General features: G+C 67.9%; 25 protein-coding genes and 1 pseudogene. 21 read left to right on the forward strand and 5 right to left on the reverse strand.

The features are described from left to right. Positions 1-12: 12 nt before the first annotated feature. Positions 13-666: an FMN-dependent NADH-azoreductase gene (locus ACZYZ7_RS03430; protein WP_135454080.1), complete on the forward strand. Its 654-nt coding sequence runs from the start codon at positions 13-15 to the stop codon at positions 664-666. Then, positions 663-983 (forward strand): DMT family transporter, encoded by a 321-nt coding sequence (locus ACZYZ7_RS03435; protein WP_463740197.1) that lies wholly within the window; start codon positions 663-665, stop codon positions 981-983. Before ACZYZ7_RS03430 ends, ACZYZ7_RS03435 begins: the two co-directional genes overlap by 4 nt. On the opposite strand, the gene ACZYZ7_RS03440 is transcribed toward ACZYZ7_RS03435, so the two are convergent. Continuing rightward, positions 967-1,563 carry a hypothetical protein gene (locus ACZYZ7_RS03440; protein ID WP_135454084.1) on the reverse strand — a complete coding sequence of 199 codons (597 nt, stop codon included), beginning with the start codon at positions 1,561-1,563 and terminating at the stop codon, positions 967-969. The genes ACZYZ7_RS03435 and ACZYZ7_RS03440 overlap by 17 nt on opposite strands. Before the next feature lie 57 nt (positions 1,564-1,620). On the opposite strand from ACZYZ7_RS03440, the gene ACZYZ7_RS03445 reads away from it, so the two are divergent. Together ACZYZ7_RS03445 and ACZYZ7_RS03450 are read left to right on the forward strand one after the other, a co-directional pair. After that, a complete protein-coding gene (locus tag ACZYZ7_RS03445; protein ID WP_463740198.1) occupies positions 1,621-2,454 on the forward strand; it encodes a DUF3097 domain-containing protein in 834 nt (277 codons plus the stop codon). Between the two features lie 30 nt (positions 2,455-2,484). After that, complete coding sequence (locus ACZYZ7_RS03450) at positions 2,485-3,819, forward strand: replication-associated recombination protein A (RefSeq protein WP_463740199.1); 1,335 nt, start codon at positions 2,485-2,487, stop codon at positions 3,817-3,819. 32 nt (positions 3,820-3,851) lie between these two features. Here the strand turns inward: ACZYZ7_RS03450 and ACZYZ7_RS03455 are convergent, their stop codons facing one another. Continuing rightward, on the reverse strand, positions 3,852-4,472 hold the full coding sequence (locus tag ACZYZ7_RS03455) for a hypothetical protein (protein WP_463740200.1): 621 nt from the start codon (positions 4,470-4,472) through the stop codon (positions 3,852-3,854). Positions 4,473-4,600: 128 nt separating this feature from the next. Between ACZYZ7_RS03455 and ACZYZ7_RS03460 the strand changes: the two genes are divergently transcribed. From ACZYZ7_RS03460 to ACZYZ7_RS03480, 5 genes are all read left to right on the forward strand, one after another. Next, positions 4,601-4,990: a secondary thiamine-phosphate synthase enzyme YjbQ gene (locus ACZYZ7_RS03460; protein WP_170856270.1), complete on the forward strand. Its 390-nt coding sequence runs from the start codon at positions 4,601-4,603 to the stop codon at positions 4,988-4,990. Between the two features lie 109 nt (positions 4,991-5,099). Next, positions 5,100-7,790 carry an alanine--tRNA ligase gene (gene alaS, locus ACZYZ7_RS03465; protein WP_463740201.1) on the forward strand — a complete coding sequence of 897 codons (2,691 nt, stop codon included), beginning with the start codon at positions 5,100-5,102 and terminating at the stop codon, positions 7,788-7,790. 4 nt (positions 7,791-7,794) lie between these two features. Next, on the forward strand, positions 7,795-8,313 hold the full coding sequence (ruvX, locus tag ACZYZ7_RS03470) for a Holliday junction resolvase RuvX (protein ID WP_135454096.1): 519 nt from the start codon (positions 7,795-7,797) through the stop codon (positions 8,311-8,313). Next, positions 8,306-9,550 carry an endolytic transglycosylase MltG gene (locus tag ACZYZ7_RS03475; RefSeq protein WP_463740202.1) on the forward strand — a complete coding sequence of 415 codons (1,245 nt, stop codon included), beginning with the start codon at positions 8,306-8,308 and terminating at the stop codon, positions 9,548-9,550. Before ruvX ends, ACZYZ7_RS03475 begins: the two co-directional genes overlap by 8 nt. 37 nt (positions 9,551-9,587) lie before the next feature. Further along, positions 9,588-10,415, forward strand: a complete 828-nt coding sequence (locus tag ACZYZ7_RS03480; RefSeq protein ID WP_463740203.1) for a shikimate dehydrogenase — start codon at positions 9,588-9,590, stop codon at positions 10,413-10,415. Between the two features lie 4 nt (positions 10,416-10,419). Here ACZYZ7_RS03480 and ACZYZ7_RS03485 read toward each other — a convergent pair whose 3' ends face one another. Next, the gene (locus ACZYZ7_RS03485; protein ID WP_463740204.1) at positions 10,420-10,632 is read right to left on the reverse strand and encodes a hypothetical protein; all 213 of its coding nucleotides are present in this window, start codon (positions 10,630-10,632) and stop codon (positions 10,420-10,422) included. On the opposite strand from ACZYZ7_RS03485, the gene ACZYZ7_RS03490 reads away from it, so the two are divergent. The 6 genes and pseudogenes from ACZYZ7_RS03490 to aroB all read left to right on the forward strand — a co-directional run bounded on the left by ACZYZ7_RS03490 (position 10,631) and on the right by aroB (position 15,512). Continuing rightward, entirely contained in the window at positions 10,631-11,554 is a 924-nt protein-coding gene (locus tag ACZYZ7_RS03490; protein ID WP_463740205.1) for an LLM class flavin-dependent oxidoreductase, read from the forward strand. The two genes, ACZYZ7_RS03485 and ACZYZ7_RS03490, sit on opposite strands and share 2 nt — an antisense overlap. Positions 11,555-11,563: 9 nt before the next feature. Continuing rightward, positions 11,564-11,989, forward strand: a complete 426-nt coding sequence (locus tag ACZYZ7_RS03495; RefSeq protein WP_135454104.1) for a prepilin peptidase — start codon at positions 11,564-11,566, stop codon at positions 11,987-11,989. A gap of 90 nt (positions 11,990-12,079) precedes the next feature. Continuing rightward, on the forward strand, positions 12,080-12,466 hold the full coding sequence (locus tag ACZYZ7_RS03500; RefSeq protein ID WP_463740206.1) for a hypothetical protein: 387 nt from the start codon (positions 12,080-12,082) through the stop codon (positions 12,464-12,466). 61 nt (positions 12,467-12,527) lie between these two features. Further along, on the forward strand, positions 12,528-13,727 hold the full coding sequence (gene aroC / locus ACZYZ7_RS03505; RefSeq protein WP_135460005.1) for a chorismate synthase: 1,200 nt from the start codon (positions 12,528-12,530) through the stop codon (positions 13,725-13,727). Next, positions 13,727-14,251: pseudogene (locus ACZYZ7_RS03510) on the forward strand (shikimate kinase); the annotation flags it as partial. The gene aroC and the pseudogene ACZYZ7_RS03510, both read left to right, overlap by 1 nt. Before the next feature lie 181 nt (positions 14,252-14,432). Continuing rightward, a complete protein-coding gene (aroB, locus tag ACZYZ7_RS03515) occupies positions 14,433-15,512 on the forward strand; it encodes a 3-dehydroquinate synthase (protein WP_450069072.1) in 1,080 nt (359 codons plus the stop codon). Positions 15,513-15,563: 51 nt separating this feature from the next. Here the strand turns inward: aroB and ACZYZ7_RS03520 are convergent, their stop codons facing one another. Next, complete coding sequence (locus ACZYZ7_RS03520; RefSeq protein WP_450069073.1) at positions 15,564-16,136, reverse strand: B-4DMT family transporter; 573 nt, start codon at positions 16,134-16,136, stop codon at positions 15,564-15,566. A 33-nt stretch (positions 16,137-16,169) separates the two neighbouring features. Between ACZYZ7_RS03520 and ACZYZ7_RS03525 the strand changes: the two genes are divergently transcribed. The 4 genes from ACZYZ7_RS03525 (at position 16,170) to ACZYZ7_RS03540 (ending at position 20,675) form a co-directional block, all read left to right on the forward strand. Continuing rightward, positions 16,170-17,255, forward strand: a complete 1,086-nt coding sequence (locus ACZYZ7_RS03525) for a M24 family metallopeptidase (protein ID WP_450069074.1) — start codon at positions 16,170-16,172, stop codon at positions 17,253-17,255. Between the two features lie 24 nt (positions 17,256-17,279). After that, entirely contained in the window at positions 17,280-17,843 is a 564-nt protein-coding gene (efp, locus tag ACZYZ7_RS03530) for an elongation factor P (RefSeq protein WP_044518154.1), read from the forward strand. Positions 17,844-17,845: 2 nt separating this feature from the next. After that, on the forward strand, positions 17,846-18,334 hold the full coding sequence (nusB, locus tag ACZYZ7_RS03535; RefSeq protein WP_135454116.1) for a transcription antitermination factor NusB: 489 nt from the start codon (positions 17,846-17,848) through the stop codon (positions 18,332-18,334). Positions 18,335-18,425: 91 nt separating this feature from the next. After that, positions 18,426-20,675 carry a molybdopterin-dependent oxidoreductase gene (locus tag ACZYZ7_RS03540; protein ID WP_463740207.1) on the forward strand — a complete coding sequence of 750 codons (2,250 nt, stop codon included), beginning with the start codon at positions 18,426-18,428 and terminating at the stop codon, positions 20,673-20,675. 103 nt (positions 20,676-20,778) lie between these two features. Here ACZYZ7_RS03540 and ACZYZ7_RS03545 read toward each other — a convergent pair whose 3' ends face one another. Next, positions 20,779-22,251, reverse strand: a complete 1,473-nt coding sequence (locus ACZYZ7_RS03545) for an HNH endonuclease signature motif containing protein (RefSeq protein ID WP_463740208.1) — start codon at positions 22,249-22,251, stop codon at positions 20,779-20,781. Positions 22,252-22,539: 288 nt separating this feature from the next. Here ACZYZ7_RS03545 and ACZYZ7_RS03550 point away from each other — a divergent pair, with 288 nt between their 5' ends. Both ACZYZ7_RS03550 and ACZYZ7_RS03555 read left to right on the forward strand, forming a co-directional pair. Next, a complete protein-coding gene (locus tag ACZYZ7_RS03550) occupies positions 22,540-23,298 on the forward strand; it encodes a GntR family transcriptional regulator (protein WP_286174902.1) in 759 nt (252 codons plus the stop codon). Next, positions 23,295-23,522, forward strand: coding sequence for a 4Fe-4S dicluster domain-containing protein (locus ACZYZ7_RS03555; protein ID WP_003880761.1), 228 nt, complete (start codon positions 23,295-23,297; stop codon positions 23,520-23,522). Before ACZYZ7_RS03550 ends, ACZYZ7_RS03555 begins: the two co-directional genes overlap by 4 nt. Positions 23,523-23,530: the final 8 nt, after the last annotated feature.

Raw genomic sequence — 23,530 nt, forward strand, 5'->3', positions numbered from 1 at the left:
TCGGAGGTAGGCATGACCACGCTTCTTCACATCGACGCGAGCGCCCGCAATCGGTCCGTCAGTCGTCAGATCGGCGCGGAGTTCGCCCGGTCCTGGCAGGCCGCACATCCGGACGGCCGATACCTCTACCGGGATGTCGCGGCCGATCCGGTGCCGTTCATCGGTGAGGGCTGGACCGAACTCTGTGACGCGGTACTGGCCGCAGGCAATACCGATCTGGACCGGCTCGAAGAGCTGGCGCGCACGCCGGAGCAGGCCGCGGCCTGGGCGATCGTGAAACCGCTGCTGGGTGAACTGCGCTCGGCCGACGTCGTGCTGATCGCCACGCCGATGTACAACTACTCCATCCCGGCCTCGCTCAAGGCCTGGCTGGACCAGGTGACCTTTCCGCGAATGTCCCTGGCGCCGAGACGATTCGTCGTGGCAACTGCCCGTGGTGGCGCATACTCACCCGGCTCGCCGAAAGCCGCGTTCGACTACCAGGAACGGTTCCTGCGGGATTTCGTCGCCGGGCACTACGGCGTGACCGACACCGTGTTCATCAATGCCGAGATGGCCAACGCCCGGGTAGATCCCGCGCTGGCGAAGTTTCGGTCGACACACGACGAATCGCTGGCGCAGGCCCTTGCAGTGGCCCGCACCCTGGCCGTGGAGTACGCGAAATGAGTTGGCTGATACTGGGTTTGGCGGGCCTGGTGGAGGTCGCTTGGTCGCAGAGCATCAAGCCGACCGAAGGATTCACCCGGCCACTGCCCACCGTGGTGTGCGTTGCGGTCGGTGCGCTGTCGGTGTACCTGCTGTCGTTGGCCATGCGCGGTCTGCCGGTCGGCACCGCGTACGCGGTCTTCACCGGCATCGGCGCGGTCGGTGCGATCGCTCTGGGTGTGCTCATCCACCGGGACCCGTTGAGCGCGGGGCGCGCCCTGGCGCTGTCGATGATCGTGGGAGGCATCGCGCTCGCCCGGTTCACGAATCCGGATTGACCCTGGTGGCCGCCAAGTAGGCACGCCCCCGTGGGGCGAGCCGGTAGCCGACGTCGAGGCTGATGGTCAGGCCCAGCCCCTTGAGCTGACGGACCCGTCGCTTGAACCGCGGCACTTCGAGGCCGACGCGCGCCGCAAGATCCGGTGCGCGGACGGCCTCGTTGGCCGCGATCATCGTCAGGTACCTGCGGGTCCACGCGCCGTCACCGCTGGCCGTGTCCCAGCGGTCCAGCCGGGCATCGATCAGCTGGATGTCGGCGTCGGTAAGTGTGTCGTCGGCGGCCAGATCGGGCCGCTCGTCCGGGCCCAGGTAGGAGACTGCGACGAGGTAGGTGTGCGCGGCGGGTCTCCGGTCGAGCTGGGCCTGCGCTGTTGCAGCATCCGGATATCCCGCGGCGCGGGCCTGCGCGGTGCTCACGCGGTAACCGCCCGGGTGTTCGGTGACCGACTCGATACGAATCGTGCCGGCCTGGGTCCGTTGGGTTCCGCCCGGTTTGGCCCGGGGCTTGTCCCAACGCCGTAGCACCAGCGAGATGGTCCCGTCGGCAATGCCATCGGCAGTCGGCCGATCTAACAGCACGATCACGATCGTATGTCGCAACCCTGCTTTCGCCGCAGGCGTTCCTAGGATCGCCGCGTGACTGATCGCTACGGTTCCGACATTCTGGCCCGAAATCCGCACACCCCGAAGCTGACTCGATCGAAGGAGCAGCCTGCGGAGAAGGGCCTGGTCGTCGAGGATGCCCAGAGCGGTTACGTGGGTGCGGTGGTGCGGATCGAGGGCGGCCGGGTCGAACTCGAAGACCGCCGGGGCAAGGTGCGGGCTTTCCCGATGGGGCCGGGGTTCCTGATCGACGGCAAGCCGGTGAGCCTCGTGGTGCCCAAGCGGACCACGGCGCCGGCACGCACGGCCTCGGGATCGGTCGCGGTGCCGAATGCCAAGGCGCGGGTCGCGCTGGCCAGCCGGATCTATGTGGAGGGCCGCCACGACGCCGAGCTCGTCGAGCAGGTCTGGGGCGCTGATCTACGTATCGAAGGTGTCGTCGTCGAATACCTCGGCGGCGTCGACGACCTGGCCGACATAGTGGCCGAGTTCGCGCCCGGACCGGGCTGCCGGCTGGGCGTGCTGGTCGATCACCTGGTGACCGGCTCCAAGGAGGCCCGCATCGCCGAGGCGGTGCGCCGCGGCCCCGGCGGTGAGCACACCCTGGTGGTCGGGCACCCGTTCGTCGACATCTGGCAGTCCGTCAAACCGGCCCGGCTCGGCATGAAGGCCTGGCCGACCATCCCGCGCAACGTGGAGTGGAAGCACGGCATCTGTGAGGCTCTGGGCTGGCCACACCAGGACCAGGCCGACATCGCGCGGGCGTGGCAGCGTATCCGCGGCCGGGTCCGGGACTGGAACGACCTGGAGCCCGCACTGATCGGCAGGGTCGAGGAACTGATCGACTTCGTCACCGCGCCGGCGTAGTCCGTCGTGCCGGCGTGGTAAGCAGAAGGCGTGTCAGACGGTTTGTTCGACGTGCCAGGTGACCCGGGGCCGGGTGACCCCGGCGCGCTTGCCGCACCCGGCACGGCGCCGCTGGCGGTGCGGATGCGCCCGGCGGGCCTCGACGAGGTCGTCGGCCAAACCCATCTGCTGCAGGCCGGTTCGCCGTTGCGCCGCCTGGTGGAGGGGTCTGGGGCGGCATCGGTCATCCTGTACGGCCCGCCCGGCACCGGCAAGACCACCCTGGCATCACTGATCTCGCAGGCCACCGGCCGCCGGTTCGAGGCGCTGTCGGCGTTGAGCGCGGGCGTCAAGGAGGTCCGCGCCGTGATCGATGTGGCACGGCGCGCGGCTGTCCACGGCGAACAGACCGTGCTGTTCATCGACGAGGTGCACCGTTTCTCCAAGACCCAGCAGGACGCGCTGCTGGCGGCGGTGGAGAACCGGGTCGTGCTGTTGGTGGCGGCCACCACGGAGAACCCGTCGTTCTCGGTGGTCGCGCCGCTGCTGTCACGGTCATTGATCCTGCAGTTGCAACCGCTGACCCCGCAGGACGTCGAGATCGTGCTGCGCCGCGCGATGACCGACCCGCGCGGTTTGGGTGGTGCTGTCGCGGTCACCGACGAGGCCGTCGACCTGCTGGTGCAGCTCTCGGCGGGTGACGCGCGGCGGGCGCTGACCGCGTTGGAAGTCGCTGCCGAACCCGGTGAACAGGTCACCGTGGAGATCATCGAGCAGTCGCTGGACAAGGCGGCCGTGCGCTACGACCGCGACGGCGATCAGCACTACGACGTCGTCAGCGCCTTCATCAAGTCGGTCCGCGGATCCGACGTCGACGCGGCCTTGCACTACCTGGCCCGGATGCTGGTGGCGGGGGAGGACCCACGCTTCGTGGCGCGCCGGCTGATGATCCTGGCCAGCGAGGACATCGGGATGGCCGACCCGACCGCGCTGCAGACCGCCGTAGCCGCAGCCCAGACCGTGCAGCTGATCGGGATGCCCGAGGCCCAGCTGACATTGGCTCATGCCACGGTGCATCTGGCCACCGCACCCAAGTCCAACGCGGTGACCACGGCGTTGGGTGCGGCGATGGGCGACATCAGGGCCGGCAAGGCCGGGTTGGTGCCCCCGCAGCTGCGGGACGGTCACTACTCGGGAGCGCAGAAACTCGGCAACGCCGTGGGCTACAAGTACGCCCATGATCATCCCGATGGTGTTGTGCCGCAACAGTATCCGCCAGACGATCTGGTGGGGGTGGACTACTACCAGCCGACCGGGCGCGGTTTCGAACGCGAGCTGGTCACCCGGGTGGACAAGCTACGGGCCATCATTCGCCGGCGACGCTGATACCGGCCGCGCCAAACGAAAACCGGGGCGGGTCAGGCCATCTCGGGCACTCGCAGGTGGGCGAGCACGAGTTCGAACTCTCCGACATCGATCTGATCGGCACTCAGGTCGCGGAGCCGGGCGGTGCGCAACGCCCGTGCCTCATCGCGGTTGCGGTCCATCGCTTCGGCGCTGTCGAAAGTGGCCGAGGACACCGCACGTCCCGTCCCGCGGTCGAGCATGAGGCTCGCGCTGCAGAAACCCTCGAGATCCTCCATCGCGGGCAACACCGAGGTGCGGTAGAAGTCCACGGCCCGGTCGAACAGTTCGGGGCGGGTTCGCAGCCACGTCGCCCGTACGCATGCGCCGGGTCGGGAGTACTGCTCGCGGTGCACCAGCGCGATCTCCCATTCGTCGACGGTGGCAGCGCCCTCGAATGCCTCCACCACTCGATGGCGCATCGGCCCTACCGCGTCGGCACTGGCATGCATGGCATCTTCAGACCGCCAGGCCGTGGTGAGGACACACTCGCCCGATTCCCGGTTCACCATCAGCGACAGGCCCACACAACCGTCGATGGTGTCGATGGCGGGCATGACCTCGTCGCGGACATGGGCGATACCGGCGTTGACGGCCCGGGTGCGCGCCGCAATCGTGGTTGAACGTGCGAACACGGTCCACCCCTTCCTGCCAGGGCGGCGCCCCGGTGGCGCCACCGGTTCCACTCCCAACCATCCTCCGGTGTGTCGCAGGTGGCAATGGTGTGGCGCGAGGCTCGTAGGCTGGGCCGATGGACACCGATGTGATCGACGTGGACACCTCACGGCGCCGCATCGTCGATCTCACCGACTCGGTACGCAGGTTCTGCGGCGCGCACCGCGATGGCCTGTGCAACGTGTTCGTCCCGCACGCGACGGCGGGTGTGGCCATCATCGAGACCGGCGCCGGCTCCGACGACGACCTGCTCGATACCCTGGAACGGTTGTTGCCGCGTGACGACCGCTACCGGCACAGCCACGGATCGTTCGGCCATGGCGCAGATCACGTGCTGCCCGCCCTGGTGTCGCCGTCGGTCACGCTGCCGGTCCAGGCGGGCCGACCGTTGCTGGGAACCTGGCAGAGTGTGGTGCTGGTCGATCTGAACCGCGACAACCCGCAGCGTTCGGTGCGGCTGAGCTTTCTGGGGGCGTGAGGCTTGTCGCCCTTTTCGGGGTGAACGCGCAGAACGGTAATGTAAAGCGGTCGAACTGGTGGTTGCCTGCGCAACCCCAGCCACCCACGAACACGAGGACACGAGCAACGTGCAGACACACGAGATCAGGAAGCGCTTCCTCGATCATTTCGTGAAGGCGGGCCACACTGAGGTGCCCAGTGCCTCGGTGATCCTCGACGACCCCAACCTGTTGTTCGTCAACGCCGGCATGGTGCAGTTCGTGCCCTACTTCCTCGGTGCGCGCACGCCGCCGTGGGACCGCGCCACCAGCGTCCAGAAGTGCATCCGCACGCCTGACATCGACGAGGTGGGCATCACCACCCGGCACAACACCTTCTTCCAGATGGCCGGCAACTTCTCGTTCGGCGACTACTTCAAGAAGGGCGCCATCGAGCTGGCCTGGACCCTGCTGACCAACCCGGTCAGCGAGGGCGGCTACGGATTCGACCCGGAAAGGCTGTGGGCAACGGTCTATCTGGACGACGACGAGGCCATCGCGCTGTGGCAGGAAGTCGCCGGGTTGCCGCTCGAGCGCATCCAGCGCCGCGGCATGGCCGACAACTACTGGTCGATGGGCATCCCCGGACCCTGCGGACCGTGCTCGGAGATCTACTACGACCGGGGGCCCGAATACGGCATCGAGGGCGGGCCCGAGGCCAACGAGGACCGCTACATCGAGATCTGGAATCTCGTGTTCATGCAGAACGAGCGCGGTGAGGGCACCTCGAAGGACGACTTCGAGATCCTCGGCCCGCTGCCGCGCAAGAACATCGACACCGGTATGGGCGTCGAGCGCATCGCCTGCCTGTTGCAGGACGTGGACAACGTCTACGAGACCGACCTGGTGCGTCCGGTGATCGACCTGGTGGCCGGGATCGCCCCCCGCGGATACGGCGCCGGCGACGACGAGGACGATGTCCGCTACCGCATCATCGGCGACCACAGCCGCACCGCGGCGATCATCATCGGCGACGGGGTCAGCCCCGGCAATGAAGGCCGCGGCTACGTGCTGCGGCGACTGCTGCGCCGCATCATCCGCTCCGCCAAACTGCTCGGCGTCGAGGAGCCGATCATGAGTCGGCTGATGTCCACGGTGCGCGACGAGATGGGCCCGTCCTACCCGGAACTGGTCACCGACTTCGAGCGCATCAACCGGATCGCCGTCGCCGAGGAGACCGCGTTCAATCGGACCCTGGTCGCCGGGTCGAAGCTGTTCGACGATGCCGCCGCCGCGACCAAGAAATCGGGCGCCACGGTGCTTTCCGGCGACGACGCATTTACGTTGCACGACACCTACGGCTTCCCGATCGACCTCACACTGGAGATGGCGGCCGAGGCCGGCCTCTGGGTCGACGAGGAGGGTTTCCGGACGCTGATGGCCGAGCAGCGTCGGCGCGCCAAGGCTGATGCCGCCGCGCGCAAGCAGGCCCACACCGATCTGTCCGCATACCGCGAGCTGGTCGACGCCGGGCCCACCGAGTTTACCGGCTTCGACGAATTGTCCACTGAAGCAAGGATTCTCGGCATCTTTGTGGACGGCAAGCGGGTGCCTGTGGTGACCCACGACGGCCTGGACGCCGATCGTGTGGAGCTGATCCTGGACCGCACCCCGTTCTACGCCGAGTCCGGCGGCCAGATCGCCGACGAAGGCGCGATTTCCGGTACCGGAGCCTCGGCTACCGCCAAGGCAGCCGTCACCGATGTGCAGAAGATCGCCAAGACCTTGTGGGCGCACCGGATCACCGTCGAGTCCGGCGAGTTCGTCGAGGGCGACACCGTCACCGCCGCAGTGGATCCCAAGTGGCGCCACGGCGCCACGCAGGGCCACTCCGGCACCCACATGGTGCATGCCGCACTGCGACAGGTGCTGGGCCCCACCGCCGTTCAGGCCGGTTCGCTGAACCGTCCGGGCTATCTGCGGTTCGATTTCAACTGGCAGGGCGCGCTCACCGACGATCAGCGCTCGCAGATCGAGGAAGTCACGAACGAGGCCGTCGAGGCCGACTACCAGGTGAACACCTTCGTCACCGCACTGGACCAGGCCAAGGCGATGGGCGCCATGGCGATGTTCGGCGAGAACTATCCCGACCAGGTTCGGGTGGTCGACATCGGCGGGCCGTTCTCGCTGGAACTCTGCGGTGGCACCCACGTGCGCAACTCGGCCCAGATCGGCCCGGTGACCATCCTCGGGGAGTCCTCGGTCGGATCCGGCATCCGCCGCGTGGAGGCCTACGTCGGTCTCGAATCCTTCCGCCACCTGGCCAAGGAACGCGCCCTGATGGCAGGCCTGGCCTCGTCGCTCAAGGTGCCTTCCGAAGAGGTGCCCGCCCGGGTGGCCAACCTGGTCGAGCGTCTCAAGGCCGCCGAGAAGGAACTGGACAAGGCCCGCCTGGCCAACGCCCGGGCCGCGGCGGCCAACGCGGCCGCCGGCGCCGAGACCATCGGCAAGGTCCGGGTCGTCGCCCAGCGGATGGCCGGCGGCATGTCGGGCGGTGATCTGCGCACCCTGGTCGGCGACATCAAGGGCAAGCTCGGCAGCGACCCGGCGGTGATCGCACTGATCGCCGAGGGCGAGGACGACGCGGTGCCCTTCGTGGTCGCGGTCAACCCGGCCGCTCAGGATCTGGGGCTGCGCGCCAATGAGCTGGTGAAACCGTTCAGCGCGGCAGTCAACGGCCGCGGCGGCGGCAAAGTGGACATGGCACAAGGTTCCGGTAAGGGGGCGGCGGGTATCGACGCGGCATTGGCCGCGCTGCGCGCCGAGATCGGCCGGGGCTAGCTTCGTGTCCGACACGGTCGACGACCGGCTACCGGACCGCCCAGGGGACGACGACCCCGGACGTGGGCGGCGCATCGGCATCGACGTCGGCACCGTCCGGATCGGCGTGGCCAGTTGCGATCCCGACGGGATACTGGCCACCCCGGTCGAGACCGTTCAGCGGGACAAGCGGGACCGTTCGGGCAAGCACCTGCGCAGACTGGTGAACCTGATCGGCGAGTACGAGGCGGTCGAGGTGGTCGTCGGGCTGCCGCGCACGCTCGCCGACCGGGCGGGCACCTCAGCAGTCGACGCCATCGAACTGGCCGATGTGCTGGCCCGCCGGATCGCCCCGATACCGGTGCGGTTGGCCGACGAGCGGCTCACTACTGTGTCGGCTCAACGGTCGTTGCGCGAAGCGGGGGTTCGGGCAAAGGGACAGAAAGCGATGATCGACCAGGCCGCTGCGGTTGGCATTCTGCAGAGCTGGCTGGATCAGCGACGTGCGGCTCTGGCTGCGCGCGGAGAGGGCATGGATGGCTGAGAAGTGGGGTGCCGACAAAGCGAAGCCCGAGGCGGTCGGACCACCGCGGCGCGGGCTGAGCAAGGCCGACCGGGCCCGCAAAGCCCGCAACGACCGCAAGCGACGCACCACCCGGGGCTTGTCCATCGCAGCGCTCATCGTGGTGGTGATCGGCGCGGTGTTCCTCGGCTCCAAGTTCTGGCACGGCATGTCCGGCACCGCCAACGACTACGCGGGTGACGGCGTGGCCGATGTCGTCGTCCAGGTCCACGACGGCGACTCCACTACGGCCATCGCCAAGACCCTGCAGGACAAGAAAGTGGTCGCCACGGTCAAGGCCTTCGTCGACGCGGCGCACGAGAACGAGGCGATCTCGGCGATCCAGCCCGGCTTCTACAAATTACGCACCGAGATCCCGGCCGCCAATGCCGTTGAGCGCCTGGCTGATCCGGAGAGCCGAGTGGGCAAGCTCACGATTCCGGAGGGGCGCCAGCTCGACGACACGGCCGATGTCAAGACCAAGGCCGTCACCGAAGGCGTCTTCACCCTGATCTCGCAGGCCTCCTGCGTCGAACTCGACGGCGAGAAGCGCTGCGTACCGGTCGACGCGCTCCGCGCGGCCGCGCAATCGACACCCGCCGCGGCGCTGGCCGTACCGGACTGGGCCGCCGCTCCCGTCGCGGCGATGCCCAACGACCACCGGCGGCTGGAGGGGCTGATCGCACCCGGCACCTGGAATGTCGATCCCGCAGGCGCCCCGCAGGACATCCTGTCCACCCTGATCGCCAGCAGCGCCACGCACTACACCCAGAGCGGTCTGCTCGACACCGCTGCGGCAATGCAGATGTCGCCGTATCAGATCCTCACCGTCGCATCCCTGGTACAACGCGAAGCCAAGCCACAGGACTTCGCCAAGGTCGCGCGGGTGATCTACAACCGGCTGGCCGAACACCGCAAGCTGGAGTTCGACTCGACCGTGAACTACCCCCTCGATCGTCAGGAAGTGGCGACCACCGACGATGACCGGGCCAGGACCACGCCGTGGAATACCTATATGAGTCAAGGGCTTCCACAGACTCCGATCTGCTCGCCCGGCACCGAAGCGCTGGCCGCCGCCGAGCGGCCGGCGGAGGGCGACTGGCTGTACTTCGTGACCATCGACCTACAGGGCACCACGCTGTTCACCCGCGACTACGACCAACACCTGGCCAACATCGAACTGGCGCAACACAACGGTGTCCTCGACAGTGCCAGATAGGCGGCCCGCCGCCGTGCCAGACAGGCCACCCGCCGCCGTGCCAGACAGGCCACCCCCCGCAGTGCCAAACAGCGGGCGCAAAGCCGCCGTTCTCGGCTCGCCGATCGCCCATTCGCGCTCGCCGCAGCTGCATCTGGCCGCCTACCGGGCACTCGGGCTGCCGTCGTGGACCTATGAACGCATCGAGTGCACGGCCGAACAACTGCCCGGCCTCGTCGGTGCCCTCGGCCCGGAATGGGTCGGACTGTCGGTCACCATGCCGGGCAAGTTCGCCGCACTGGAGTTCGCCGATCAGCGCACCGAACGCGCCGAGCTGGTGGGCTCGGCCAACACCCTGGTCCGGATGCCGACCGGTGGCTGGCGTGCCGACAACACCGACATCGACGGCGTGATCGGTGCGCTCGGCACGGCCGGTGACTCGGCGCTGGTGATCGGATCCGGCGGTACCGCCCCGGCCGCCGTGGTCGCCCTGGCCGAGCTCGGCGTGCAGCGGATCACCGTCGTGGCACGCGATGAGGGCAAGGCGTCACGGTTGGTGGAGTTGGCCGGGCGGTGCGGAGCGCAGGGCAGCTGGTGCGACATCGGCAGCACCGCGCTGACCGACGCGGTAGCCACCGCCGATGCGGCCGTCAGCACCATTCCGGCCGAGGCGGCCGCCGCCTATGCGGACACGCTGGCCGGGGTGCCACGCGTGCTCGACGCCATCTACGATCCGTGGCCGACACCGCTGGCCGAGGCCGTCCAGGCGGCGGGCGGTGAGGCGATCAACGGGCTGCAGATGCTGCTGAACCAGGCCTTCGCTCAGGTGGAGCAGTTCACCGGGATGCCCGCCCCGAAAGAGGCGATGCGCGCCGCGCTGGGCTGAGCCGTCACGGGACGAACGTTCCCAGGTGGTAGGAGCTGTAGAGGTATTCCTTGGATCCGACCAGGCGCGCCAGCGGGGTCTGGACGGGGAGCGCGTCGGGCGAAGACAGCGGCAGCGTCCGTCCGCAACTGCGCCAGTGTGCGCACAACACGACCGTGTCATACGGCCGCAAGCGATTTTCCAGGCGGCGCCGGGGTAACCGTAGGGTGGCGAACATGATCCGAACCGGCCACCCGCCCCGCGTCGGGGTGGTGTTTCGTCCCGACCGCTCACCCGAAGCCCTGCCCCGCAGTGCGGCAGCTGCGCAACGGGCGGGCGTCGACGAACTCTGGTTGTGGGAAGACTGTTTCCTGCAAGGCGGCATCGCGCAGGCGGCGGTTGCCTTGGCTGGTACCGAAACTCTCGCCGTCGGTATCGGTGTGCTCCCGGCGCCACTGCGCAATGTGGTGTCCACTGCGATGGAGATCGCGACCCTGGCCACGATGTTCCCCGGCCGGGTCCGGGTGGGAATCGGTCACGGTGTGCAGGCCTGGATGCGCCAGGCCGGGGCCGCCGTGCCCTCTCCGCTGACGCTGCTGCGTGAATACCACAGTGCGCTAAGGGAATTGCTGGTCGGCCGGACGGTCTCCACCGAAGGCAGGTTCGTGCGTCTTGATGGGGTGAAGCTGGACTGGGTGCCGCCCCAGCCCGTTCCGGTGCTCATCGGCGGGATCGGCGCGAAGACGCTGCGGCTCGCCGGTGAGATTGCCGACGGCGTGATCATCGACAGCGGGAACACCCCTGACTCCGTCCGCGCAGCGCTCGGACACGTGGCTGCCGGGCAGGCAGACCGGGTCGTCTCCGCACCATTTGAGTCGGTGCAGTACCTGGCGTGTGTACCCGGTGCGACCGGACGGCAGCGCCTCGACGATGTGGCCGCGGAACGCGGTTTGGCACCCGGCGGCTACGGCGTCAGCGGGACGGTCGACGAGATCGTCGCGGGACTCGCCGGCTATCCAGCTCAGACGCTGGTGCTCCAGCCGTTGGGGCCGGACGTAGATTTCGACGGATTCGCCGAAACGGCGGGTGCGGTGTCCGCTTCGCTGCGCGCGGGCCGACCCGCGAAACAGGCGCGTTCCCGCGCACCCGGCCGCGCTTAGCCTCGGTGGATGGGGCTGGGGGTGACCGTCGTCGTGTCCGCCTGGCTGCTGGCACTCAGCGGCTACGACATCGCCGAACGCAGGCTGCCGAATTGGCTGACGCTTCCGGGCGCGGTGCTGGTCTTGGTGGCGGCGGCGGTGGCCGGGCGCGGTCTCGCAGCGACAGTCGGGGCCTTGGCGTTGACGGCCGCGTACCTGGTGGTGCATCTGCTCTCCCCGCGGGCCCTGGGTGGCGGTGACGTCAAACTGGCCATTGGTTTGGGCGCGATGACCGGGGCGTTCGGTGCGGACGTCTGGCTGTTGGCGGCGCTGGCGGCACCGGTGTGCACCGCGGTGTTGGCGTTGGGTGCAGCCCTACGCGGGATTCGGACGGTGCCGCACGGCCCCTCGATGTGTGCGGCGAGTGCCGCCGCGGTGGCTTTGGTTCTGGTGTAGCCGAGTCGTGGTCGCGATTTTGGTGCGAAGGACCCGCGGAATCCGCGTTTACGCTCATCACCGGTAGCGATTCGTCCCGGGGGAGTCCGCATGTCACAACCGAATTGGCCGCAGGCCGCGCAGCAGTATCCGCCGCCGCCCGCGCAGCAGTATCCGCCGCCGCCCGCGGTTCCGGTTTTCCGGGTGGAGACGACTCGGCACACCGGCTTGCTGGTCTTGTGGTTCAACCAGACCCGTGTGGTGACCGGGACCGCCGAGCAGTGCGAGGCCGCTTTGACCAGCGCCCAGCGGCACAACCTCGTCCTGGGCTGGTGGAGCTTCCTGTCGATCCTGTTCATGAACTGGCTCTCGCTGCTGAGCAACGCGGGTGCGCGGGCCAAACTGCGCGAGGAAGTCGAGCAGGCGCGGGCCTACGCGCAGTGGTGGTATCAGTACGGTCAGCATCAGCAGGCGCCGCAGCAGCCTCAACAGCGCTAGCGTTCGTCACGATTGACCACGGATTTCGGGAGGCAAACCCCGACGTGGGAGAATGACACCCGTGTTGCGTTGGACCACAGCTGGTGAATCCCATGGCCGCGCCCTGGTGGCCATGCTCGAAGGGATGGTTGCCGGCGTGCCCATCACCTCCGACGAGATCGGGGTGCAGCTCAGACGTCGTCGTCTCGGCTACGGCCGGGGCGCCCGGATGAAGTTCGAACAGGACCAGGTCACCATGCTGGCCGGGGTGCGGCACGGCACCACCCTGGGCGGGCCGATCGCCATCGAGATCGGCAACACCGAATGGCCCAAGTGGGAGACCGTGATGTCTCCGGACCCGGTGGACCCGGCCGAACTCGATGTCGCCCGTAACGCCCCGCTGACTCGCCCCCGCCCGGGGCACGCGGACTACGCCGGCATGCTCAAGTACGGCTTCGACGATGCCCGCCCGGTGCTGGAACGTGCCAGCGCACGCGAGACGGCTGCACGGGTGGCGGCAGGCACCGTGGCCCGCGCCTTCCTGCGTGCTGCGCTCGGTGTGGAGGTCGTCTCGCACGTCATCTCCATCGGCGCGTCCAAGCCCTACGACGGTCCGCCGCCGCAGTTCTCCGACCTGGAGGCGATCGACGACAGCCCGGTGCGCGCCTTCGACAAGGACGCCGAGGCAGCGATGATCGCCGAGATCGAGGACGCCAAGAAGGACGGTGACACCCTCGGCGGTGTCGTCGAGGTCGTCGTCGCGGGTCTGCCGATCGGGTTGGGCTCGTTCACCAGTGGCGACAACCGCCTCGACAGCCAGCTCGCCGCCGCAGTCATGGGTATCCAGGCGATCAAGGGTGTCGAGATCGGCGACGGCTTCGAGACCGCGCGCCGTCGCGGCAGCGTCGCCCACGACGAGATGTACCCCGGCCCCGACGGAGTCCTGCGCTCGACCAACCGGGCCGGCGGCCTGGAAGGCGGCATGACCAACGGCCAGGCGCTGCGGGTCCGGGCCGCGATGAAGCCGATCTCGACCGTCCCGCGGGCGTTGGCCACCGTGGACATGGCAACCGGTGAGGAAGCCGTCGCCATCCACCAGCGCTCCGACGTGTGCGCGGTGCCGGCCGCCGGTGTGGTGGTGGAGACCATGGTCGCACTGGTGGTGGCCCGCGCCGTGCTGGAGAAGTTCGGTGGGGACTCGCTGGCGGAGACCCGGGCCAACATCGACGCCTACCTGCGGGCCGTCGCCGAGCGCGAGCCGGCGGGGCAGGCCCTGGGCTGATGGCCCCCAAGGCGGTACTGATCGGCCTGCCGGGTTCGGGCAAGTCGACCATCGGCCGCCGGCTGGCCAAAGCGCTGAACCTCACGATGCTCGACACCGACGCCGCGATCGAGGAGACCACCGGCCGCACGATCGCCGACATCTTCGCCACCGACGGCGAGGCGGAGTTCCGCCGGATCGAGGAAGAGGTCATCCGTTCGGCGCTGGCCACCCACGACGGCGTGCTGTCCCTGGGCGGCGGCGCGGTCACCACCCCTGGAGTGCGGGCCGCACTGGCCGGGCACACCGTCGTCTATCTGGAGATCAGTGCGGCCGAGGGGGTCCGCCGCACGGGCGGTTCCACGGTCCGGCCACTGCTGGCCGGGCCCGACCGGGCGGAGAAATTCCGTGCCCTGATGTCCGAACGGGTGCCGCTCTACCGTCGGGTCGCAACGATGCGGATCAACACCAACCGGCGCAATCCCGGTGCGGTGGTGCGCACGATCGTCACGCGACTGGAAAGCCCCCCGCCCCAGAAGCAGGCTCAGCAGCCGCGGGCGATCAAGCGGCGCCGGCGTCGCCCGCCGTGGCGGCGCGGTTCGGCCCCCGCACAGTCTTCCGGTTCGGAAGCCGAGGGCGGCAACACCGTCCCGGCCACCTCTGATGCCGAACCTACAGCCATACCCACCCCCGCGGCCCTGGCCGCTCGCAACGCGGAGCGTAATGATGACTGACCCGGTAATCGTCGAGGTACTGGTGGACCGGCCGTACCCGGTCATCATCGGAACCGGCCTGCTCGGCGAACTGGGCAATACGCTCGAGGGCCGGCACAAGGTGGCGATTCTGCATCAGCCGGTGCTGACGCAGACCGCCGAGGCTGTCCGGCAACACTTGGCCGACAAGGGAATTGAAGCCCACCGGGTCGAGATTCCGGATGCCGAGGCGGGCAAGGAGCTGCCCGTCGTCGGCTTCATATGGGAAGTGTTGGGGCGCATAGGTATTGGCCGGAAGGATGCTGTCGTCAGCCTGGGCGGGGGAGCGGCCACCGACGTAGCGGGCTTTGCCGCCGCCACCTGGCTGCGCGGCGTCGACATCGTGCACGTGCCAACCACCCTGTTGGGCATGGTGGACGCGGCGGTGGGTGGCAAGACCGGGATCAACACCGACGCCGGCAAGAACCTCGTCGGCGCCTTCCATCAGCCGGCTGCGGTGCTGGTGGACCTCGCTACCCTGGAAACGTTGCCGCGCAACGAGATTGTCGCCGGGATGGCGGAGATCGTGAAAGCCGGCTTCATCGCCGACCCGGTCATCCTCGACCTGATCGAGGCCGACCCGGAAGCAGCACTTGATCCCACCGGGACGGTCCTGCCCGAGCTCATCCGCCGCGCAATTGCGGTCAAGGCTGAGGTGGTTGCTGCTGACGAACGAGAGTCGCAGTTGCGTGAGATCCTCAACTACGGCCACACCCTTGCGCACGCCATCGAGCGTCGTGAACGCTACAAGTGGCGCCACGGCGCCGCGGTGTCGGTGGGCCTGGTGTTCGCGGCCGAACTGGGCCGGCTCGCGGGACGTCTCGACGACGAGACCGCCGACCGGCACCGCACAGTGCTGACCGCGCTCGGGCTGCCGGTCACCTACGACAGCGACGCGCTGCCCCAACTCATGGATTACATGGCAGGCGACAAGAAGAACCGTTCGGGAGTGTTGCGGTTCGTCGTGCTCGACGGGCTGGCGAAGCCGGGTCGTCTGGAAGGCCCGGATCCATCGCTGTTGGCGGCCGCATACGCAGAAGTGGCGCGGGCCTGACTGCCCGCGCCACTCGCGCCTGAATCTTCTGCCCTCCCGGGCAGGGGCCCGTTACTGCTTGGGTTGCTCGGGGTGGTCGACCGGGGTGGTCTGCTCGGTGTCTGCGTTCTCGGTGGCTCCATTGGCGGTCACGGCGGCGAACACATCGGTGTCGGCACGCTCGTCGGCCGCCAGGCCGTGGTGGCGTTGGCGGGGCATCGGCGGGGCGTGGCGGTCCACCAGCCAACGGCCGATGGTCACACCGGCGACCGCGAGCAGGAACACCAGCAGGGCGGTGAACGCCGCGAACGTGGTGACCTCGTTGAGCAGCGCATCGGTGTAGAGGCTCTTGTAGAACATCCCGATGAGCCACGCCACGGCGCCGCTGACGATGCCGGCGAACAGGCCGGCGATCAGCCAGGTCATCGCCATGTCGGCACGACGGTCCGGGTCCGGATTGGCACGTGCGTCATTCTGGCCGTCGAGTAGACCCCAGATCAGCACTCCGATACCGAACAACGTGACCAGCCCCAGGCTGAACCAGGTGGCATTACCCGGCGAGGCGTTGATCAGTGCTCCCTGCAGTAAGCGCACTATGACCATCGCTGTTGCGAACACCACTCCGCGCAGTAACCACTTGCTCATGGGGGCACACTGTAGCGAGTAGCGTCACAGACCGTGACTATTTCCCAGCGCAGGGATCGGCTGCGGCGTCGGATGACCGACTTGAGCCTGGACGCGATGCTGGTGACAGACCTGGTCAACGTGCGGTATCTGTCCGGATTCACCGGTTCGAACGCGGCGCTTCTGGTCCTCGCCGAGGATGCCACCCCGGTGCTGGCCACCGATGGGCGCTACCGCACCCAGGCCGCGCAGCAGTCCCCGGACGCCGAGGTGGTCATCGAGCGGGCCTGCGGGTCGCATCTGGCCGGGCGCGCGGCGCGTTGCGGGGCGCTGCGGCTGGGTTTCGAAAGCCACGTGGTGACCGTGGATTCCTTCGCCGCCCTGAAGAAGGCTGCCGGCGACACGGTCGAGTGGGTGCGCGCGGCGGGCACCGTGGAGGCCCTGCGCGAGATCAAGGACGCCGGGGAGATCGCGATGCTGCGGTTGGCCTGTGAGGCCGCCGACGCGGCGCTCACAGATCTGCTGGAGCTCGGTGGCCTGCGGCCGGGCCGCACCGAACGTCAGGTGCGGAACGAGCTGGAAGCCCTGATGCTCGATCACGGCGCCGACGGGCCGTCCTTCGAGACGATCGTGGCGACGGGCGCGAACTCGGCCATCCCGCACCACCGGCCCACGGATGCGGTGCTGGCCGCGGGGGACTTCGTGAAGATCGATTTCGGGGCCCTGGTGGAGGGCTACCACTCCGACATGACACGCACGTTCGTGCTGGGCCCGGCGGCACAGTGGCAGCGCGACATCTATGACCTGGTGGCCACCGCTCAGCAGGCCGGCTGCGAAGCGCTGGCCCCCGGGGTTTCGCTGAGCACGGTGGATGCCGCATCACGCCAGGTCATCGCCGATGCCGGCTACGGCGACAACTTCGGCCACGGCCTCGGACACGGAGTGGGGCTGCAGATCCACGAAGCGCCGGGAATCAATGCCGCTGCCGCCGGTACACTGCTTGCTGGCTCTGCGGTCACCGTTGAGCCAGGTGTCTACTTGCCCGATCGCGGCGGTGTCCGGATCGAGGACACCCTGGTCGTCGGAGAGGCGGCACCCGACCTGCTTACCCGGTTCCCCAAGGAACTGGCCATTTTGTGACAAAAGCTTAGGAGCTACACCCTCATGGCATCGACTGCCGACTTCAAGAACGGGCTCGTCCTGCAAATCGATGGACAGCTGTGGCAGATCGTCGAATTCCAGCACGTCAAGCCGGGCAAAGGGCCGGCCTTCGTGCGGACGAAGCTGAAGAACGTGGTGTCCGGCAAGGTCGTCGACAAGACCTACAACGCCGGTGTGAAGGTGGAGACCGCCACCGTGGACCGCCGTGACGCCACCTACCTGTACCGCGACGGCAACGACTTCGTCTTCATGGATTCCGAGGACTTCAATCAGCATCCGTTGTCCGAGGCGCTCGTCGGCCGCTTGGCCGACTTCCTGCTCGAGAGCCTGCCGGTGCAGATCGCCTTCCACGAGTCCGCGCCGCTGTACCTGGAACTTCCGGTGTCGGTCGAGCTCGAGGTTTCCCACACCGAGCCCGGCCTGCAGGGTGACCGCTCCAGCGCCGGCACCAAGCCCGCCACCATGGAGACCGGCGCCGAGATCCAGGTGCCGCTGTTCATCAACACCGGTGACAAGCTCAAGGTCGACACCCGCGACGGTAGCTACCTCGGCCGCGTGAATGGCTGACCATGCCTGACCGCCGTGGTGACCGGGGCCGTCACCAGGCCCGCAAGCGCGCCGTCGATCTGTTGTTCGAGGCTGAGGCGCGCGGTCTGACGCCGGAGGCGGTGGCCGATGGTCGTGCCGCGCTGGCCGAGGATCAGGCCGACGTCACGCCGCTCAACCCCTACACGGTGTCGGTGGCGCGCGGCGTCACCGAGCACTCTGCCCACATCGACGATCTCATCTCGGCGCACCTGCAGGGGTGGACGCTGGAGCGGCTGCCTGCCGTGGACCGGGCCATCCTCCGCGTGGCCGTCTGGGAACTGCTGCACGCCGAGGACGTCCCCGAACCCGTCGCTGTGGACGAGGCCGTCGAGCTCGCCAAAGAGCTGTCCACCGATGAGTCGCCCGGATTCGTCAACGGGGTGCTGGGCCAGGTGATGCTGGTGACCCCGCAGATCCGGGCCGCCGCCGCGGCCGTGCAGGGCGCGATCCAGGACCGCCCCGAACAGTAGGGACTGTCCCGGACATCGGGATCATCGATGCCGTTCGGTGCCACGATGTTGTTACGTGTGTTTTCACCCGTACCGACATCCGGAGGCCTTGATGGGACACGAGCCGAGAAGCATTGCGGACGTCGGCGAGGACGGCCTGCACCTGCACGCCTGCCCGCTGTGTGAGGCCATGTGCGGCTTGGAGATCCAGGTCTCCGGCGGCAAGGTGGCGAGCGTTCGGCCGAACAAGTCCGACCAGTGGAGTGCGGGGCACATCTGCCCGAAAGGCGCCTCGCTGGCAGCGCTGCACGACGATCCCGACCGGATCCGGCGGCCGATGATCAAGGTCGACGGCGAGTGGCACGAGGTCGACTGGGACACCGCGTTCCGTCGCTGCACCGAACTGCTCGCTCCCGTCATCGAGAAGCACGGTATCGGCGCGGTCGCGGCGTACACCGGAAATCCGCTGGCGCATTCGTTCTCGCTGTCCCGCTACTCGGCCATCCTGCTCGGCCTGTCCGGTATGCCGATCACCTACTCGCCGGGCACCATCGACCAGTGGCCGAAGAACCTGTCGTCGCACCTGATGTACGGCAGCTGGTGGGCCTTCCCGACACCGGACATCCAGCGCACCGACCTGCTGGTGGTGATGGGTGCCAACCCGGCGGCCTCGCAGGGATCGCTCTTGGCCGCCCCCGACGTGATGGGCATCATCGCCGGTATCCGTAAGCGCGGCAAGGTGATCGTCATCGACCCGGTGCGGACCCAGACCGCCGCCAAGGCCGACGAATGGCTGCCGATCACGCCGGGCACCGACGCGGCGCTGCTGCTCGGGATCGTCCACACCGTGTTCGACGAAGGGCTGGTCAATCTCGGCGAGCTGGAACAGCACCTCGACGGGGTGCCCGAGCTGCAGCAGGCTGTGGCCGATTGGTCACCCGAAAGGGTCGCTGCCGCAACGGGTATCGATGCGGAGCGCATTCGTGGCCTGGCTCGCGAGCTGGCCAGTACGCCGCGCGCGGTGGTCTACGGTCGGATCGGCACCTGCAATCAGGAGTTCGGCAGCCTGGCCAGTTGGCTGGTGGATGTGGTCAACATCGTCACCGGGCATTTCGACACCCCCGGCGGCGCGATGTTCGCCCGGCCGACGGCATGGACGATCACGAGCCAGCCGATCCCTGGGCTGGAGGACGGGGCGCCGAACTTCGGCCGTTACCGCACCCGGGTCCGCGGGGCCAAAGAGGTGCTCGGTCAGGTCCCGGTGTCATGCATGCTCGAAGAGATCACCACCCCCGGCGAAGGGCAGCTCAAAGCCCTGATCACCGTCGCGGGCAATCCGGTGCTCTCCACTCCCGGTGGCGACAAACTCGACGAGGCGCTGCCGCAGCTGGACGCGATGATCTCGGTGGACCTGTGGCTCAACGAGACAACCCGGCACGCCGATGTCATCCTGCCCGGTGCCTCGGCGCTCGAGCAGCCGCACTCCGCAGACCTGCTGCTGGGCGCGGCGATCAACAGCTTCGCCCGGTACTCGCCGCCGGTGTTCCACCGCGAGGATCCCGACGCACCGGAGGAATGGGAGATCCTGATCCGGCTGACCGGGCTGTGCACCGGAACCCCGGCCGAGGATGTCGACATCGCCGCGCTCGACGACGGTTGGTTCGACTACCTGTGCTTCACCCAGGGGCTCGACGGGGCCGAGATCCGTAAGCATTACGACCACGGCGGTCCCGAGCGGATGCTCGATCTGACACTGCGGACCGCCGCGTTCGGCGACCGGTACGGCGAGAATCCCGACGGTCTGACCCTGGACAAGCTCAAGGCCCAGCCGGACGGAATCACCTATGGGCCGATGGTGCCTCGGGTTCCAGAGGTGCTCGGCACCGCCGACCAGAAGATCCGGCTGGCCCCGCAGTATCTGCTCGACGACCTGCCGCGGCTGGCCGATCGTCTCGATCGCGCCCCCGACCAACTGGTACTGGTGAGCCGGCGGCATCTGCGGTCCAACAACTCCTGGCTCCACAACGTCGGCCCGTTGATGAAGGGACGCGACCGATGCACCCTGCTGATGCACAGCCAGGATGCGGCATTGCGGGGCATCGCCGATGGCGACAGCGCGGAAGTGGCCTCGGGCGCCGGGAAGATCGTGGTGCCGGTCGAGGTGACCGACGCGATCAAGCTCGGCGTGGTGTCGATGCCGCACGGCTGGGGCCATGGTCAGCCCGGCACGCGGCTCGGCGTCGCGAACGCGTCACCCGGGGTGAACACCAACATCTTGTCTTTGCCCGACTTCATCGATGAGCCGTCCGGAAACGGTGCGCTCAACGGCATCCCGGTCACGGTCAGCCGGACGACGATCTAGCGTTCACTACTCACGGAACATATCGAGTGCGCCCTGATGGGAGTCAATCACGTTGTATGACAGCGTGATTGCGATGAGGGCAGTGGGTCGCGGGTTGGTCCCGTCAACCACTTGGTTCCGGGGGAACGAGTAGTTCTTCTGGGTGGAAATGGTGGTTGAGGGTGTCTTGACCGGTGTTCATCAGGGGTGGTGGGTGCCAGTGGGTGCGGCCGGTGTTTGGGTCGATGGTGGTGGTCCAGCCGAGGCCGGCCAGGCGGTTGTCGGGTCCGCAGCTCAGTGCGAGGTCGGGGGCGTTGGTCTGTCCGCCGTGTTGCCAGTCGGTTTTGGCGTGGTGGACCTGGCAGTGGTCGGCTGGTGCGGTGCAGCCGGGGCGGGTGCAGCCGCGGTCCCGGTTGTAGAGCAGCAGTCGTTGGGCTTTGGTGGCCAATCGTTGGGTGCGGGCCAGGTACAGGGGTTCTGCGGTGTGGTGGGTGTAGACGGTGAGGTAGTGAAAGCTGTGGGATGCCAAGCGAATGAGGTCTTTCATCGGCATCCGGATGCCTGAGCCGGTGACGGCAATTCCGGCGCCGGCTTCGAGTTCGGCGAGTGTGGTGGAGACGACCACGGTGACCGGAAGGCCGCCGTGTTGGCCGAGTCGTTTGGACATCAGCAGTTCCCGCAATGCGACTTTGAGCGCGTCGTGATTGCGCTGGGCCTGGGTGCGGGTGTCACGGCGGGCCGCCTGCTCCTGCCGGGTTTGGGAGACGTCGAGTTCAGCCCCGGTGTCGGCCTGGGTGTCGGTGGCCTCGGGACCGTCGGGGGCCTGCGGGTCCTCGAGCGGGTTGGGCGAGGGGTTGTGGATCGGTTCGGGATCGGCGGGGTTGTTGATGCCCGGTGCGCCCCACACGCCGGTGACGGTGGTCAGGTATGCCGCGGTCTCGGGATCCAGCCAGCCCTGGACGTGTACCAGTCCGTCGGCGTCTTGTGTGCCGATCCGCAGCCCACGCAGGTGTGCTGCGACATCGGGTGAGTCGCCGTCTTGATTGAGCAGATACAGCAGTTTGTCAGCGGCGGCTTTCAGTGTTTCGGGGGTGTCGCGGGTCGCCGCGGTGACCAGGTCGGATTCGATCTGGGCGAGTTCGGCGGTGTTGACGTAGTGGGCCGCTTTGCCCAGGGTGTCGCCGATGATGGTGATGTGTTCGGTGTTGATCGTGCCGGCCAGCAGTGCTGTGGCGCAGGCGGGCAGTCGCGGTGCCAGTACCTCACCGCCGATGGCATAGCGCGGGCCCAGTTCGGCGGCGGCGGCCACGCGGCGTGTGGCTTGCTTGCCGCTGATCCGCATCCGGGTGGCCAGCACGTCCTTCCAGGACTTGCCGCCGATCTCGTGCGGGGCGGCCGCAGCCATCAGGGCGGCTTGGATCCGGTGATCGATCATCGCCTCGGTGCGGGCCTGCCGTTCCCGTTCGGACTGGAGCGCCAGCAACTCCGCGGTGGCGAACCCGGTGAAATCAGCATCGGCCAGCGCCGCGGTGGCGGCGCGGTGGCCGGCCTGGGCGGCCTGCACCACACCCCGGTCCTGCGCCAACCCGACTACCATGATTCGAACACTAGTTCGACACCCTGACAAGGATCCCCGAATTGGGACTCACGTGGTCAAAGTGGCCAAAGTTTTTCGGGCCCGCGTCGGGCTGACTCAATCGGATCTTGGCGACGTTTCGATCATCGCGATTTGTAAATTCTTGTCCGGGCCGAGGTGGCGCAATGCGAGCCGCAACGGCGGTTTCGCCAGGTACGGCTCGTCGGTCGGCGGCGCAATCAGTTAACCTGGGCAAACGGCAGATTCGCCGCACTGCGACACGCATGAATCGCCCCTTACCTTGAGTGCGTGTCGTCCCAGCCCGAAGCCCATCCTGTATCGCTGCCGAGTCGCCGTGCGCGTGCCGATCAGGCGCGCCAGGTGGCCGATGTACTGCGCCACCAGATCTACGAAGGCACGTATGACGGGGCCCTGCCGGCCGAGGCAGAGCTGGCCGCCGAGTTCTTCGTCTCCCGCAACACCATCCGTGAGGCTCTCGCCGTCCTCAAGACCGAAGGCTTGATCGACCGCGGCACCAAGGTGGGCACGCACGTAGCGGCCCGCAAGTACGACCACGGCCTCGACGCATTGGTGGGACTCAAGGAGACCTTCAAGGACTACGGCGACGTCCGCAATGAAGTCCGTGCCGTGCAGCGCCTCTCGGCCCCGCCCGCGGTGGCGCGCAAGCTCGCGCTGGAACCCGGCGCCCAGGTGGTGTTCATCGAGCGTCTGCGCTACCTCGCCGACCTACCGCTGTCGTTGGATCTGACCTACCTGACTCCCGAGATCGGCGAGCAGGTGATCGGTCATCCGCTGGAGAGCAATGACATCTTCGCGCTCATCGAACGCGTCAGTGGTCGCCGACTGGGTGGGGCAAGCCTTGCCCTGGAAGCGGTTTCGGCTGACCCGCATTCCGCCGCGACGCTGCAGGTACCGGCCGGATCGGCGCTGCTGATGGCCGAACGGCTCACGAGTCTGGACGACGGCACGCCCGTCGACTTGGAGTACATCAGGATGCGTGGTGACCGAATCACCATGCGCGGCAACCTCGTTAGGAGAGACGCATGACACTGGTCAATCAGCGCGCCGATGTCCCGGTGACCATCGACGAGTCACTGTGCATCGAGGGCTGCACATTGTGCGTCGACGTGTGTCCACTGGATTCGCTGGCCATCAATCCCGAGAACGGCAAGGCCTTCATGCACGTCGACGAGTGCTGGTACTGCGGCCCATGCGCGGCCCGCTGTCCCACCGGCGCCGTCACCGTCAACATGCCCTATCTCATCCGCTAGAGGACCCG

It is taken from the genome of Mycobacterium sp. IDUB_17 (assembly GCF_055419465.1).

What these genes read in the sequence shown, in the direction of transcription:
- ACZYZ7_RS03430 (WP_135454080.1), top strand. Translation starts at nt 13, where the DNA reads ATGACCACGCTTCTTCACATCGACGCGAGCGCCCGCAATCGGTCCGTC.
- ACZYZ7_RS03435 (WP_463740197.1), top strand. Translation starts at nt 663, where the DNA reads ATGAGTTGGCTGATACTGGGTTTGGCGGGCCTGGTGGAGGTCGCTTGG.
- ACZYZ7_RS03475 (WP_463740202.1), top strand. Translation starts at nt 8,306, where the DNA reads ATGGCTGAGAAGTGGGGTGCCGACAAAGCGAAGCCCGAGGCGGTCGGA.
- ACZYZ7_RS03490 (WP_463740205.1), top strand. Translation starts at nt 10,631, where the DNA reads ATGATCCGAACCGGCCACCCGCCCCGCGTCGGGGTGGTGTTTCGTCCC.
- ACZYZ7_RS03485 (WP_463740204.1), bottom strand. Translation starts at nt 10,632, where the DNA reads ATGTTCGCCACCCTACGGTTACCCCGGCGCCGCCTGGAAAATCGCTTG.
- ACZYZ7_RS03495 (WP_135454104.1), top strand. Translation starts at nt 11,564, where the DNA reads ATGGGGCTGGGGGTGACCGTCGTCGTGTCCGCCTGGCTGCTGGCACTC.
- ACZYZ7_RS03500 (WP_463740206.1), top strand. Translation starts at nt 12,080, where the DNA reads ATGTCACAACCGAATTGGCCGCAGGCCGCGCAGCAGTATCCGCCGCCG.
- aroB (WP_450069072.1), top strand. Translation starts at nt 14,433, where the DNA reads ATGACTGACCCGGTAATCGTCGAGGTACTGGTGGACCGGCCGTACCCG.
- ACZYZ7_RS03520 (WP_450069073.1), bottom strand. Translation starts at nt 16,136, where the DNA reads ATGAGCAAGTGGTTACTGCGCGGAGTGGTGTTCGCAACAGCGATGGTC.
- efp (WP_044518154.1), top strand. Translation starts at nt 17,280, where the DNA reads ATGGCATCGACTGCCGACTTCAAGAACGGGCTCGTCCTGCAAATCGAT.
- nusB (WP_135454116.1), top strand. Translation starts at nt 17,846, where the DNA reads ATGCCTGACCGCCGTGGTGACCGGGGCCGTCACCAGGCCCGCAAGCGC.
- ACZYZ7_RS03540 (WP_463740207.1), top strand. Translation starts at nt 18,426, where the DNA reads ATGGGACACGAGCCGAGAAGCATTGCGGACGTCGGCGAGGACGGCCTG.
- ACZYZ7_RS03545 (WP_463740208.1), bottom strand. Translation starts at nt 22,251, where the DNA reads ATGGTAGTCGGGTTGGCGCAGGACCGGGGTGTGGTGCAGGCCGCCCAG.
- ACZYZ7_RS03555 (WP_003880761.1), top strand. Translation starts at nt 23,295, where the DNA reads ATGACACTGGTCAATCAGCGCGCCGATGTCCCGGTGACCATCGACGAG.